This is a genomic window from Flavobacteriales bacterium, from assembly GCA_016712535.1.
GTDB lineage: Bacteria > Bacteroidota > Bacteroidia > Flavobacteriales_F > PHOS-HE28 > PHOS-HE28.
On the sequence record JADJQW010000002.1, the window covers coordinates 2305224 to 2319561 of the forward strand.

Below are 14338 nucleotides of genomic sequence, written 5' to 3' on the forward strand. Positions count from 1 at the left end.
GTAACAGGAGGATCAGGGCATCTTGGTGAAGTCCATCCGCACCGAGACATCCATGGCCTCAGCTATGTTCTTGCGCACCGCTCCTGGGATCTTGATGCCGTGATCCTCGGGCTTCACCTGGAACTTGCTCTCCGCGCGGATGCCGCCCTTGCCATCGACGGTGATGGTGCCCGTAGCCTTGGCCGGCTGATCCACACCATGGATGCTGATCGTGCCCTCAGCCGTCACCGGGTAAGTCCCTGCTTTCGCCAACTGCTCTGCGGTGACCCCTTTGAGGGCGCCTTTGAACGAGGCCTTGGGGAACTTGCTGCTCTCCATGTAGTTCTCGTTGAAGTGCTCCTGCATCAGGGCCTTCTCGAACGTGAACGCCTTGATCAGGACGGAGAACTCGATGGCGCCGGTGGTGATGTCCCAGACGCTGGTCACCTTGTCGTTATCGGCATGGATATCCTCCAAAGGCGTGGAGGAATGGAAGTCGATGTGGCCCGTGCGCGTCATGTAGCGGTCTTGCGCAGCGAGGGCGATCGGTGCGAGCGCGAGGCTCATCAGAGTGGTCTTCAGCAGGTTCATGGTTCTTCGTTTAAATGGGTCAGGCAAGCATCATTCCACCGCCACGCATCGTTGCAGGATCACGTTGCCAGGGAGCAGGTCGCTGCCGAGGTAGCCCGCGCAGATGCCCTTCACGGTCACCGGTGCGCCCTCTTCCCAGTTCTTCGGCAAATCCGCTTCATTGAATTCGCAAAGGATGCCGGCCATGGGGTCACCGCTATCGAGCATGAGGTTCACGGGAGCGTCGCCAGCACCGGTTTCAATGCTGGAGATCGTGCCCTTCACCTGCAGGACCTTCTCCACATATTGCGCGTTCGCAACGGCTTCATCATTCACGAAAGCGGCCAGCAGCGCGGGCGCATCAAGGGTGTGGTCCGGCTTGCTTGAGGCAAGATCGTCGTGGCCCCGGTTGAATTCCATGAGGCCATAAGCCCCTGCGGCCGCCAGGGCGATGCCGCCGATGAGGATCCAGTTGCGTGCTTTCATGGGTCCGTTAATTCTGCGGTGCGCCTGCATCGATCCATGCCTGCACCTTGTTCTGGTCGCAAACGGGCAGCTTGCCGCTGGGCGGCATGAAGTATGGGCTGCCTGCGACCACGACGCCTTGCAGCTTGCCCTCGTCGGCGATGGCTTTCACAGCGGTGTAGCTCGTGAGCGCAGGGGATTGCCCGCCCGGAACATGGCAACCCGGTATGGCGCAACTGCCCTGCACCAAAGGCTCTATTACACCCGTCCAAGTCACGGCCGTCGTGTCACAGAAAGTGTCTGGATAGAGTTCCTCTTCGTTGTCGTAGTAGCAACCTGGCAGCAGCAAGAGCGCAGCCAGCGCCGAGAGGATTGCGAATGCGCGGTGATCCATGCCCTTGAAATGTGATCGCACCGTGCCGATGACGGCGCCTTGGCGAACATACGGGCTAACCGACCATCCGGGATGCTTGGAGCGGATGTTCACCGGTACGATCAATTATTTGGCGCACCCTGGGCGATCCAGAGCTGAACCTGGCGGATGCGGCAATCGGAGAGCTGCGGACCAGAAGGCGGCATGGGCTCGAAGGTGGGCAGGCGGCGGATGGCGCCCTCCAAGGTGCCATCGGCAGCGCGCTGATTCACCACGCTCCATTGCGTGAGGTTGATGCCGCCTGATGGCGTGGACCCGCTGTGGCAGCTGGTGCAGCGCGATTGAAGCAGAGGGGCGATGGTGCCGCTGTAGGTGACGTTGAGCGTGTCGCAGCCCGAAGGCTCGCAGCTGTTGTTCTGCGCGCCCTGGTTGATCCACTGCTGGATCAGCGCGATCTGGGCGGCGGTGAGCGGTGTGAATGGCGGGGGCGGCATGATGTCGTCCGGGTCATTCTCCGTGATGTGCTCCATCAAGTCGCCATCCTGCACGATGCCGCTGGCCATGAGCGTCTCGTAACTGGTGATCCGGATCTCGTCGTTGTCGTCGTTGGCCGTGTGGTGGCAGTTGAGGCCCTCCCCGGGATTGGTGCAGCTGCTGGTGAGGATGGGCAGCACCTGCTGCTGGAACCAGATCGTATTGGGGTCGCACACCGTGCCTTCGTCGGGGTCGTCTCCTCCCCCACCGCTCTGCCCGTTGTCAACTCCCGGCTCAATAAGCGGTTCATGCTTGCAAGAATCAGCGAGCAGCATCGCCATGACCAAGGCCGAGCCCAAGGCTACCCACCTTGCCAAACCCTTGGTTCTCTTCCTGATCATGGCGATGCTTGCTTGCTGGCCCAAATGAAACGCGCGATCCATGCTCTTCTTCTTACGAAGCGGATAAACCGGGAGAAACCGGCGATGAACCGGACACGGCTCCTTTCTCGATCAGTTCAGCCAGAGCAACCATCAATTCCACCACGTTCAGCCGGTTGCTGTACCGGGCGGCGCCGTTCAGTCGGATGATCATGCCCAAGCGGTCCTCGGGGGACATGGCCAGCAGCCGTTGCTGGTCGAAGCGGCTGAGGAGGCGGAGGGAATTCATGATATCGTGCTTGGTGCACCGAAGGTGGACGCACCGCGATGCGGATTACCACTCGGGTCTGACAGAACGGGCAACGGGTGCGACCAATCGGCAAGGCCGCTCACTCACCGGCCAACCAGCGCTTGAAGGCGGCGCTGCGCTCACTGCTCACGATGGCGTCATCGCCGTAAGGCGGATCGAGCACCACCTTCACGCGGCTCTTGCTGTAGGCCAGCAGCTCCTTGATGCTGTGCAGATGCACGATCAACTGCCGATTGAGGCGGATGAAGCGCTGCGGGTCGAGCTGCTTCTCCAGGCGGTCGAGGCTCTCTTCCATGGGCAGGTCACGTCCTTCTCGCGTGCGGAGGAAGGTGTTCTTCAGCAGCGAATGGAAATACGCGATCTGCTCAGGCTCAACAACCTTGAAGTGCTCACCGTAGCGGATGAGGAAGCGCTTGGCATAGGCGTGCGGCTGCTCAGACAGGTGAAATGCGGCCAATGCGGAGTGATCGCGCACGAGGCCCAGCTTCCGCACCCGTTCGATCGCGGCCCTGAGCTCATCGGCATTCACAGGCTTCAAGAGGTAATCGATCGCGTTCACCTTGAAGGCCTGCAACGCGTGCTGATCGTAAGCCGTGGTGAAGATCACCGGGCAGGTCACCTCCACGCGCTTGAACACCACGAAGCTCTCACCATCGGCCAGCTGCACATCGAACAGGGCCAGGTCGGGCGCTGCATTGGACTTGAACCAATCCACGGCTGAGACGATGCTCGGCACATCGGCCACCGCTTCTACGCCGCCACCGATGCCCGCCAGGATCTTCCGCAACCGCTGCACAGCGGAGCTCTCGTCTTCGACAATGAGGATCTTCATGGTTGGGGGTCGATCAAAGGTATCCGCACCCAGAATCGCCCTTCCCCGTCAACCACTTCGATGGGACGGCCGGTGAGCGCGGCATAGCGCTTCGTGATGCTCTCCAATCCGAAGCCCGTGGACCGTGCCGGCGTCGTGCGCGGACGGATCGGATTGGCCACCACCAGCGAATCGCCCTCGGATGCAACGGTGATCGTGAATGGCTCCCCCCCGATCACCACATTGTGCTTGAGCGCGTTCTCAACCAGCAGCTGCAAGGTGAGAGGCACGATGGCCCGAGCTCGGCTGGCGGCGTCCACATCGACCTGCAGCGCGATGCGGCTCCCGAACCTCCGCTGCTCCAGCGCGAAATACGTGGCCAGCAAGCGCAGCTCTTCCTCCACCGTGATGCGCTCCTGATCGCGCACTTGTAGGATATTCCGGAAGAAGGTGCTCAACTGCTCCACATGCCCCACGGCCTTGGCGGGCTCGCTCTCGATCAACTCAACAAGCGCATTGAAGCTGTTGAAGAGGAAGTGCGGATCGACCTGGGAGCGCAGTGCTTCAAGCTGGAAGCGCACCTTCTCCTGCTCCATGCGGTCGCGGAAACGCAGTCTGCGATCGCGGGCGCGAATCACGGCGAATGCAATGCCCAAGGCAAGGATGAAGAACAGCACCAGCACCCAAGGCAGCCTCCACCACGGCGGAGTCACCGTGATACCCAGCTCTGTCCATGGCGCATCGGCATCGGGTGCACCCGCGAAGGCGCGCACTTGAAACGTGTAGCTCCCCGGAGGCAAGGCGGGGAATGCCGCTTGGCGGTCTCGTGTATCAACGATGCCTTCGCTGAATCCACGGAGCCGGTACTGGAATCGCACCGCAGCAGGGTCGGCCCAATGCGTGGCGGTGAACCGCAGGACCAACGAGCTGCGGTCATGGGCAAGCCGAAGACCTTGTGCGTGATCAACGGCTTCGCCAGCCACCTCGGCGAGCAGCAGCGCTGTCTTGAGTCCCTTCCTGAAGTGCGCGGCCTGCGGACGAAGCCTGACCAGGCCCTTGCTGCATGCGAACCAGAGCGCGCCCTGCACATCCGAGGAGACGCAATTCAACCCGGCGGTGATGTCGTTCAGGCCGAAAGCCGTTGTGACATCGAACAGGTCGCCGGTGATGGGATCGAGCGCCAGCACGCCCGTGCTGCCGAAGGCGATCAGATGGCCAGCAACCTCGCCCAAGGCATAGAGGTCGCCATCAAAGGGCGGCAAGCCCGCTGCGATGCAGGGCTGCGATGCATCATCGGCGCGGCAGAAACCGGTCCCCGGGCCGATCGCCCAGAACCGGCCACCAGAATCGCGCAGCAGGCTGTAGTAGGTGCCCTTCCGCAGCTCTTCACTGACCGGTGAGTCGGGCTCGACGCTGCGAATGCCCTTGCCATCCGTTGCTGCCAGCAAGCCGCCATCGTGCAACAAGGCATCGAAGGTGAAGCCCGCATCGCCGGCCGCCCGCTGCATTGATCCGTTTCGAACGACGGACACGCCCGCGAGCGTGGCGAACACAGCACCGTCTGGAGTGGCGCGCGCCCCCAGCACATTGTCATTCGACAGGCCGCTGGCTTCGCTGTATTGCACAACGGATCCATCGGGAGCAATCGCGCTGACACCCGCACCGAAGGTGGCTGCCCAAACCGTTCCATCCGGTGACGCAGCCAGAGCCACCACGGGGGCGCGCCACGGTGCGCTCTTCGGAGAACCACGCCGCATGCTGATGAACGCCTTGCTCCGTGGCGAACCATATGCTCTGGCGAGCGTCTGCGCAGAGCGCCGTGATGCCGCGCAGGTCGAGGCCCTCGTGCTCGGGGACGATGAGGATGGCAGGATCGGCACGGTGCAGCGCCTCGCTTCCATTGCACCACCAGACCGCGCCATCGGCATCGCGCATCATGCGCAGCGCTGGAGGCCCGGGCTCCTCCATCCGGTAGGTCCCGTGCTCCAGAGCGAGATCCATCACCACGGCGCCATGCTCACGAGTGGCCGCCCACACCATGCCGCCGCTCACGGCTACATCGTGCACCGCACCGAATGGCCACGGCTGGGCGATGGCCAGCGCAGTCTCCCCGGGCCGCCACTTGAAAACGCCTTTCCGGTCGGAACCGGCCCAGATCAGGCCCTCCTCATCCACGGCCAATGCGAGCACCAGGTTGTCAGGCGCCCCTTCGGCCTCTCCCATCAACGCCGTGATCCGATTGCCGCTGCACACCGCAAGGCCCTGATCCGTGGCCACGGCCATGGACCCATCGGGCAGCGCGGCGATGGCGTTCACGTGATCCTCCGGCAGGCCGTTCAGCTCGTTCCACTTCGTTGACCGCCCGTCTTGCCAGTGCCACAGGCCTGCGCCATAGGTGCCTACCCAAACGGCTCCTGCACCATCGGCCACCAATCCGGTCACGCGATTCGCCACGAACGCGGAATCCATCAGCAGCGTGTCGCAGCCGCGCTCTCTGCAGCGCATGATCACGCCTGTCGATAGGGCCGCGAGCATCGATGCGCCATCGGCAGCGAGCGCGGTGATACGCGCCCCCTCGAACCGCGCCATCACATCCACTGCTTCGCCATCGGTGCGCATCAAGCCGGCATCGCTGGCAGTCCAGATCAAGCCGCGCTCATCCTGCGCGATCAACGTGATCCGCGGACGCTGCTGGCCAGGCCGCACCTCAATGGCCCTCACCATCGGGTATTGCGCCATTGCCCAACCGGGCAGCAGCAGCACGAACCAAAGGAGCGATCGCGCCCTCATTTCAAGGTGCGAATGACAACCGCGCTTCCACCTGCACCACCGCCGCCACTTTCTGCTGCACCACGCGGGGGATGCGGATACCGTGATCGGCCACTGGGACCTCGAAGCGCGCGCTCACAGACAGGCCACTGGGCGCGACGTCGATCGCGCATGGGATCACGCGCTCCACCGCCTGCCCTCTGATGGTGAGCACGCCCTTCGCTCGCACCGCATGCTTTCCGGGCGCCCCGAGGTCGATCGCCTCGATGATGCGGCCTGTGAAGGTGGCATGCGGCCAGTCCTCTACGGACATGTAGTTCTCATGGAAATGCTCCCGCTGCAATGGCGCATTGAAACCCATGAAATCAACTACGGGCAGCTGCACGGCAAAGGTCCGATCAGCCCTATCGATGAGGCCGCTGCCAAGCACGCAGGCCGCTGTGATGGTCTCCAATGGAGCTACGCTGGTGAAGCGAACCTCGGAATCGATCAAGCGCAAGAGGTCCCTTTCCTGCGCCCGCCCGGCGAGCGCCGTGAACGTGAGAAGTATGATCAGGAGGCAACCCCGCATGCGCGAGGCCGAAGGTAGCTTGATGCTATCTCGCGATCAGCAGCCGGTGGGAATGCGACGCGCCGCCTTCATGGAGGACAACCGAATAGGCGCCTGGCGCCAATCCGCTCACGTCCACCGGTTCACCGCTGGACCGCACCAGCGCGCTCAGCATGCGCTTGCCGTCGATTCCATAGGCCTCTACAAGCGTTGGTGCACCTATGCGCACGTGGAAGCGGTCGGTGGCGATCGAGGGCCAAAGGACCGGATCGCGGTGCTGCAAATGGCTCACTGAAGTTGGAAGCTCGCAAGCAGTGGTCGCGACCACGCGAGTGCTCAACGAGACGCTGTCGAGGAAGGCGGGGAACGCTGGCTCATCGCCTTTGAGGAAATGGTCGAGCCAGAGCGTTGCGAAATCGTTCACCGCATCATGCTGCGCGGCGCGCGAGATGGCCGGCGCAGGCGTGCAGGTGAGCTCGCCGAATGAACAATTGAAGTTGCTCTCGGCGAAATAGCAATGGCCGCCACCGATGACATTCACGAAGGCGCGGCACGGCACGGTGAGCGCATCGAACATGGGCTCCTGGTGCTGCGGGATCGGAGTCACGCAATCGTTGCTGCCCGCGAACATGAGGGTGGGCACCAGCACTTGGGCACAGGCCGCCACTGCGCTGGGGTTGGTCTCAGCGGCTGCGAGGTTCACCACGGTGGTAATGCTGGTGTTATTGGCAGCTCCCAGGAAGCTGGCACCACCGCCCATGCTATGTCCCATGAGTGCGCTGGTGGGCGCCACACGCTCATGGAATGGTGATGCCGCTTCATCGTTGGCGGCCTGCAACGCGGCGGCCACGTAAGCGAGGTCCTGGCCGAAATTGCTGTGGCTCGGAGCGAAGCCGCCCTCAGTGGTGGGCAATGCCACGATGTAGCCGCGCGGCACGAAGTGGTTCCAGAGGTTCGCATAGGCATCGGTCCCCATCACGAAGCCATGGCCCACCACGAGCACCGGCCATTCGCCGGCGAGCACCGCCGCATTGCTGCCAGCGGCCTCGCCTGGGTAATACAGGTTGGTGGCGATGTTGCGGTTGCGGCTGGCATCGAAAAAGGTGATCGAACGGTTGCCGATGAGGTATGGCTGAGCAGCCGCCATGGTCGGCAGCGCGGCAAGGGCAAGCAAGAGATGGCGCATGGGTGCAAGCTAGTCCACCGCAGAACACCGCAAAGCGCATGAGGTTCACGCGGGTCCCCGACGAAAGCGCGCCCGGCTATCTTCGCCGCCCCGAATCGGAGAGGTGCCAGAGTGGTCGATCGGGTCTGTCTCGAAAACAGATGTGCCTTCACGGGTACCGGGGGTTCGAATCCCTCCCTCTCCGCTTAGATTGACGCGGGTCTCCGGATATCCAGGGACCTGCGTTTTTCTTTAGAAGCCTGGCCTCGGTGTCAAATAGGTGTCAAACCGGACGGGCACGACCACCCTCGCCTACATCGAGCCCGGAGACCTCTAGCTATCACTGGCCCGACTTTAAGGGAAGCTTACACCTAGACCCAGGGGATGGCTTAACTTGACTTTCATAGCGCTTAGAGTACGCTTTGGGCATGCGAATCTTCCAAACCTTGATGATGATTCTGATGACCGCCCTACTAGCGGGCGCTCCGGCCATACCACATCTCTGTCTCGACGATGCGGATGTAATCAAGGCGGAGCAGGTGGTTAAGAACGCCTCGAATAACCATCGGGATAGTTCCAATTCAAAGGACAAGTGTTGCTTATCGCATCATTGCTGCTTCGCTAAACTTATGAGCCCAACCCAGTCTAAACCCCAGGTTATGTCCCCATCCAAAGCTGGATTGCCCTCTATCGAAGAGAATCGCCTAGCGAGTTTCGAATCCAAGGGCTTAGACCGTCCTCCCAAGCTCTTCGCTTAATCCTAGCCCGATGTAGTTGGGCCTGTTCCCATTTTCAAGTCGAAGGAACTTACCATGAAAAGTTCGTGGGCATTTTGTGCCTGTTTGTGCTTCATCAGCCCTGCTTATGCTGATGCGCAGAAATCTTTGCGTCTTAATGACGCTATTCAGCTTGCGCTGGACGCATCGCCAAGTATCAAAGGCGCCGATGCAGAATATGGCGCGGCACAGGGCGAACGCCGTCAGGCCTCTGCGTACCTGAACCCGACCATCGGTTTCGATGCCGAGAATGTCAGCGGCACGGGTGCCTTTAGCGGTACAGATGGCGCTGAATTGACGGCAGGCGTATCGCAGACATTTGAAATTGGCGGCAAGCGCTCAGCACGTATCAAAGCAGCTGATCATGGTCAGGTTATCGCCCGATACGGCCAGTCAGCAGCCAAACTGAATTTGGTACGCGATGTAAGTACGGCCTTTGCCAATGCTGTTGCCGCCCAGGAGGAAGCCTCTATTGCGACAGAGCAAGCTGACCTCGCCCGCGACGTTTACAAGACGGTCGATAAGCGTGTCAGCGCTGCTGCCGAGCCGCTTGTCCAGCGCAATAAGGCCAAAATCCTGATGGCAAATGCAGACCTCACTGCCCAGCGTGCGCAAGGTCAAAAAAATGCTGTATTGAAGGTCTTGGGGGCTCTGTGGGGGAGTAACACGGCTGTGGCGGTTGATCCTGCCGATTTCTACAAAATCGAAAAACCGAATATCGATGTCGATGCACAAAAGCTGTTACGGGACACGGTGGATTATAAACAGACATCTGCCGCTGCCGATCAAGCGCAATCCCTGCTCGATTTGGAACGTGCTAATGCCGTACCTAATCCGACCTTCAATGTCGGTCTGCGCGATTTCCGAGCGTCGAATGATCAGGCACTTGTCGCTGGTGTATCTATCCCTTTACCCGTCTTCAATATGAACCGGGGCAATATCGAGAAAGCTCGCCAGCAAGCGATAAAAGCTAATACCGACCGCCAGAAACTTTTGCTGGATGGGCAGATGGATTTGGCCGAGCGCTTGCAGCTTTTGCAAAACGCCTATCTGACGGCTTCCTCAATCAAAGAAACAATCCTGCCGGAAGCACAGGAAGCCTTTGCACAGGCCAAGCGTGGTTATAATGCAGGGAAGTTCGCTTATCTGGAAGTCTTGGACGCGCAGCGCACACTGATGGATACAAGGCTATCTTATATTCAGGCTTTGCGCGATTACCACATTCAAAGAGCAGAAATCGAGCGCCTGACCGCGCAGGACATTGTGACAGGAGATAAACCATGAACCGTCTTTTTATCCTAATGTTATTTGCCGTCCTAATAACTAGTCCATCCTATGCCAGTGACGATCATGGCCATGCAGATGAACATGAGGAGGCTGGCGACCGCACGACTATTGATTCTGAGTCAGCGCAGGCCATGAAGATCGGCACGGATATAGTCAGGCCAGGCAAGGTGCATCAGACGATCAGTCTGACAGGCAAGATCACGCTGAATAAGAACCGCGTAGCCCAAGTGCGGGCGCGATTTCCCGGCCTTGTTCGAGATGTAAGAAGCAATATTGGTGACGTAGTTAAAAAAGAACAGACGCTTGCGATTGTCGAGAGCAATCAAAGTCTGCAAGCCTATCCGGTTACTTCGCCAATGGACGGAGTTATCTTGGGTCGTAATACCAATGTCGGCGATACGGCTGAAAATGAGCCGATGTTTGTCGTGGCCGACCTGAAAAAACTATGGGCAGAGTTCTTTATCTTTTCCCGTGACCTGAATTCGATTAAACAGGGTCAGGCCATACGTATTCGGAGTCTCACGGACGATACCGAAGCGGAAGCGCAGCTTACAACTTTGCTGCCGACCACTGAAAGTTCGAGCCAGACGGTCGTTGCCCGTGTCGAGCTGAATAATGATGAGGATAAATGGCGTGCCGGAATGACGGTACGAGGCGATGTAGTTCTGAGTGAGCGCGAAGTACCACTCGCGGTTAGAACAACCGCTGTCCAGCGTCAGGAAGGCGGGCAGGTCGTCTATGTGCAGGAAGGTAATGACTATGAGATGCGCAAAGTCGAGGTAGGGCAAAGTGACCGTGAATGGACGGAAATCCTGAACGGCGTGCAGGCTGGTGAAATATACGTGTCGGAAAACAGCTTTATTGTCAAAGCCGACATCGCCAAATCCGAAGCTGAACACGAACATTGATGGATAGACCATGATCGCCCGTATTTTAAATTTCTCGCTTCGTAATCGCGAGCTGGTCGTTATGCTGACGGGAGCAATCACCGCATTCGGGATTTACTCCCTGCGCGGCCTGCCGATTGATGCCGTGCCGGACATCACCAATATTCAGGTGCAGATCAATACGGTCGCGCCCGCTTTCTCACCTGCTGAAATTGAAAAGCAAGTGACCTATCCAGTTGAAACAGCCTTGGCGGGCATTCCTGGACTGGAGAACACACGCTCACTATCGCGTAACGGCTTCTCACAAGTGACCGCGATCTTCCGCGACGATGTGGACATTTACTTTGCCCGTCAGCAAGTAAATGAGCGACTGACAGAAGCCAAAGAAGCCTTGCCGGAAGGGACAGATCCAAAGATGGGGCCGATCACGACTGGTCTTGGCGAAGTCTATATGTGGACGGTCGAGTACAAAAATCCGGATGGCAAAGGCGTGACTGTCAAAGATGGTGAAGCTGGCTGGCAAAAAGATAGAAGTTACCTGACACCCGAAGGCCAATATCTGCGCAAAGACTATGAACTGGCAGGATATTTACGGACTGTAGCAGACTGGATTATCCGCCCACAGATGAAGAATGTGACAGGTGTTGCCGAGATTGATGCTATCGGCGGCTATGTTCAGCAATATCATGTCATGCCCGATCCTGAGAAGCTGCTGGCCCTTGGTTTGGGCTTTGCCGATGTGCTGAATGTCATCGAAAAAAATAATCACAGTATCGGTGCAGGCTATATCGAGAATAACGGTGAAGCCTATGTGGTGCGTTCCGATGGCCGGATTGAGAATACGGAGCAACTAGCCAATATCGTGATCGCCCATCGCAACGGCATTGCCATTTACCTGAAAGATGTGGCGGACATTGCATCAGGTAAAGAACTGCGCACCGGATCGGCCAGTGAAAATGGTAATGAAATTGTCGTCGGCACGGCGTTGATGTTAATTGGGGCAAATAGTCGGATTGTATCGGACACTGTCGATAAGAAGTTACAGCAAGTCAACAAGACCCTGCCGCCCAATATCATCGCCAAGCCTGTTTTGAATCGAACCAAACTGGTCGATGCCACTATCTCTACAGTACAAAAGAATTTGGCGGAAGGCGCTATTCTGGTCATCGCCATTCTTTTCCTGCTGCTCGGTAATATTCGTGCCGCCATGATTACGGCACTAGTCATACCGATTTCAATGCTAATGACATCTATTGGTATGCAGCATTTAGGAATAAGTGGCAACCTGATGAGCCTCGGAGCTTTGGATTTCGGTCTTATTGTTGATGGGGCAGTGATTATCACCGAGAACTGTTTGCGTCGTCTAGCCGAGCGTCAGCATCACCATGGCAGACAACTAACAAGGCCTGAACGACTTGAGGAAGTATCGATTGCTTCACGTGAGATGATTCAGCCTACAGTCTTTGGTCAAGTAATCATTATCATGGTCTACATCCCACTGCTGACATTTGGTGGCGTGGAGGGTAAGATGTTCGAGCCGATGGCGACGACCGTCATTCTTGCGCTTGTTGCTGCGTTCATCCTTTCTCTCACGTTTATTCCTGCGATGATTGCTCTGTTTGTTAGCGGGAAGGTACGGGAGAAGGAGAACAGGGCTATTGAAATTGCCAAGCGTTGCTATGAGCCCGTCTTGCGCTTCAGCCTGCGAGCTCCTCGCGCTTTGGTAAGCGGTGCGACGGCGGCCTTCTTGGTCTCACTCATCGTGCTGCTAAATATGGGACAAGAGTTTATCCCGACTCTTGATGAGAAGGACATTGCCATGCACGCCATGCGCATCCCGAGTACATCGCTGGAACAGTCCCAGCAGCTCCAGTTTGCAGTCGAAAGGGCTGTAAGCACGGTTCCCGAAGTTTCCTTCGTGTTCTCAAAGATTGGCACGGCTCAGATGGCTGCCGACCCCATGCCGCCGAACGTGGCAGACACTTTCATTATTCTGAAGGCGCGAAAGGAATGGCCTAATCCGGATATGGCCAAGTCAGAGCTTGTTACGCGTATTGAGAGGGCGGTCATGAAGGTGCCTGGTAATAACTATGAATTCACCCAGCCAATCCAGATGCGGTTCAATGAGTTGATTTCTGGCGTACGCAGCGATGTAGCCGTTAAAATCTATGGAGATGACTTCGCAAGCATGGAAAGGACAGCCAGGGAGATTGCTCTAGCGCTGAAGTCCCTCGAAGGAGCCGCTGATGTGAAAGTGGAACAGACATCAGGTTTGCCGATGCTAGAGGTTGAGCTGGATAAACCGGCCATCGCCCGTTACGGTCTTAATGTTAGTGATGTGCTGGACGTCGTCGCTATCGCTGTGGGCGGCCGGAGCGGTGGTCTTATTTTTCAAGGAGATCGTCGCTTTGACATCATGATACGGCTGCCTGAATATCTACGTCACAATATGGAGGCCTTGCGGAACCTGCCTATTCTTTTATCTGCCGAGGATGGCGATACTTCTGATCAGACACCGAACGCTCAGCACATCCGTCCTACGTATGTGCCGCTGAAGGAGCTAGCACGCTTAGTAGTCAAGGACGGTCCTAACCAGATAAGTCGCGAGAATGGTAAACGTAGGATTGTTGTTCAGGCGAACGTGCGCGATCGTGACATTGGCAGTTTCGTTGCAGATGCCCAAGATTCAGTGGAGAGAAAGGTCAAGACTCCAGCAGGCTACTGGCTGGAATGGGGAGGACAGTTCAAGAACTTGCAAGAGGCCAAGAAGCGCTTGAGCGTGGTTGTGCCAGCTTGCTTCTTTATGATCTTTCTGCTGCTATTCGCAGCACTTCACTCCGCCAAACAGGCCTTGCTGGTTTTTAGCGGCGTGCCGTTGGCTTTAACCGGAGGCATCATCTCACTGTGGCTTCGTGATATGCCGTTTTCGATCTCTGCCGCGGTAGGTTTCATAGCTCTTTCCGGTGTTGCTGTCTTAAACGGCCTGGTCATGGTTTCGCGCATCAACCAGCTGGTGCGCGAGGGAATGGAGCAAGGACGGGCAGTCGTTGAAGGGGCCTTATCCCGTCTTCGTCCCGTCTTGATGACGGCTTTGGTGGCTTCACTCGGCTTTGTGCCGATGGCAATCGCAACAGGGGCCGGTGCCGAAGTGCAGAAACCCCTTGCCACCGTTGTCATCGGCGGCCTGATTACGGCGACCATGCTGACATTGCTAGTAGTACCCGCGCTATATGCGCTTTTCTCATTAGGAAAGAGCATGATGAGTGAACATGAGGTGAAAGCATGAACGATGAATATCGCTTGCAACACATGTATTGCGCTTTCAGCGCTATCCTGGAGTGTCTAGCATTCTTTGGCTCCACATCTGGCCAATCTTGCAGAAGCGAAACGGAGTCAGCACGCACGTATACAGCAATCATCAAGCCTCTGGACAGATGGTTCTTGAAGAAGCTAGAAGAATCGCCTCTGAACAAGGGATGAAGTACACTATCATTCAAATTGATGCCCGAACTTGCAGGTCGGTATGGCAAACAATTAGGAGC

General features: G+C 57.9%; 13 protein-coding genes and 1 tRNA gene. 4 read left to right on the forward strand and 10 right to left on the reverse strand.

The window, feature by feature from the left end:
* Positions 1–12 precede the first annotated feature (12 nt).
* The 10 genes from IPK70_09715 to IPK70_09760 all read right to left on the reverse strand — a co-directional run bounded on the left by IPK70_09715 (position 13) and on the right by IPK70_09760 (position 7867).
* On the reverse strand, positions 13–546 hold the full coding sequence (locus tag IPK70_09715) for a YceI family protein (GenBank protein ID MBK8227436.1): 534 nt from the start codon (positions 544–546) through the stop codon (positions 13–15).
* A gap of 54 nt (positions 547–600) precedes the next feature.
* A complete protein-coding gene (locus IPK70_09720; GenBank protein ID MBK8227437.1) occupies positions 601–1035 on the reverse strand; it encodes a hypothetical protein in 435 nt (144 codons plus the stop codon).
* 7 nt (positions 1036–1042) lie between these two features.
* On the reverse strand, positions 1043–1408 hold the full coding sequence (locus IPK70_09725) for a hypothetical protein (protein MBK8227438.1): 366 nt from the start codon (positions 1406–1408) through the stop codon (positions 1043–1045).
* 101 nt (positions 1409–1509) lie between these two features.
* Positions 1510–2262: a hypothetical protein gene (locus IPK70_09730; protein MBK8227439.1), complete on the reverse strand. Its 753-nt coding sequence runs from the start codon at positions 2260–2262 to the stop codon at positions 1510–1512.
* Between the two features lie 52 nt (positions 2263–2314).
* A complete protein-coding gene (locus IPK70_09735) occupies positions 2315–2530 on the reverse strand; it encodes a hypothetical protein (protein MBK8227440.1) in 216 nt (71 codons plus the stop codon).
* A 100-nt stretch (positions 2531–2630) separates the two neighbouring features.
* Positions 2631–3383, reverse strand: coding sequence for a response regulator transcription factor (locus IPK70_09740; protein MBK8227441.1), 753 nt, complete (start codon positions 3381–3383; stop codon positions 2631–2633).
* A complete protein-coding gene (locus tag IPK70_09745) occupies positions 3380–4987 on the reverse strand; it encodes a histidine kinase (protein ID MBK8227442.1) in 1608 nt (535 codons plus the stop codon). Before IPK70_09745 ends, IPK70_09740 begins: the two co-directional genes overlap by 4 nt.
* Entirely contained in the window at positions 4953–6152 is a 1200-nt protein-coding gene (locus tag IPK70_09750) for a hypothetical protein (GenBank protein MBK8227443.1), read from the reverse strand. Before IPK70_09750 ends, IPK70_09745 begins: the two co-directional genes overlap by 35 nt.
* 1 nt (position 6153) lies before the next feature.
* Positions 6154–6702, reverse strand: coding sequence for a YceI family protein (locus IPK70_09755; GenBank protein MBK8227444.1), 549 nt, complete (start codon positions 6700–6702; stop codon positions 6154–6156).
* Positions 6703–6727: 25 nt separating this feature from the next.
* Positions 6728–7867: a hypothetical protein gene (locus IPK70_09760; GenBank protein ID MBK8227445.1), complete on the reverse strand. Its 1140-nt coding sequence runs from the start codon at positions 7865–7867 to the stop codon at positions 6728–6730.
* A 97-nt stretch (positions 7868–7964) separates the two neighbouring features.
* Between IPK70_09760 and IPK70_09765 the strand changes: the two genes are divergently transcribed.
* The 4 genes from IPK70_09765 (at position 7965) to IPK70_09780 (ending at position 14082) form a co-directional block, all read left to right on the forward strand.
* Positions 7965–8051 (forward strand) — tRNA-Ser (locus IPK70_09765).
* 607 nt (positions 8052–8658) lie between these two features.
* Positions 8659–9906: a TolC family protein gene (locus IPK70_09770; GenBank protein ID MBK8227446.1), complete on the forward strand. Its 1248-nt coding sequence runs from the start codon at positions 8659–8661 to the stop codon at positions 9904–9906.
* Between the two features lie 17 nt (positions 9907–9923).
* The gene (locus IPK70_09775; GenBank protein ID MBK8227447.1) at positions 9924–10817 is read left to right on the forward strand and encodes an efflux RND transporter periplasmic adaptor subunit; all 894 of its coding nucleotides are present in this window, start codon (positions 9924–9926) and stop codon (positions 10815–10817) included.
* 10 nt (positions 10818–10827) lie between these two features.
* Entirely contained in the window at positions 10828–14082 is a 3255-nt protein-coding gene (locus IPK70_09780; GenBank protein ID MBK8227448.1) for a CusA/CzcA family heavy metal efflux RND transporter, read from the forward strand.
* Positions 14083–14338 lie beyond the last annotated feature (256 nt).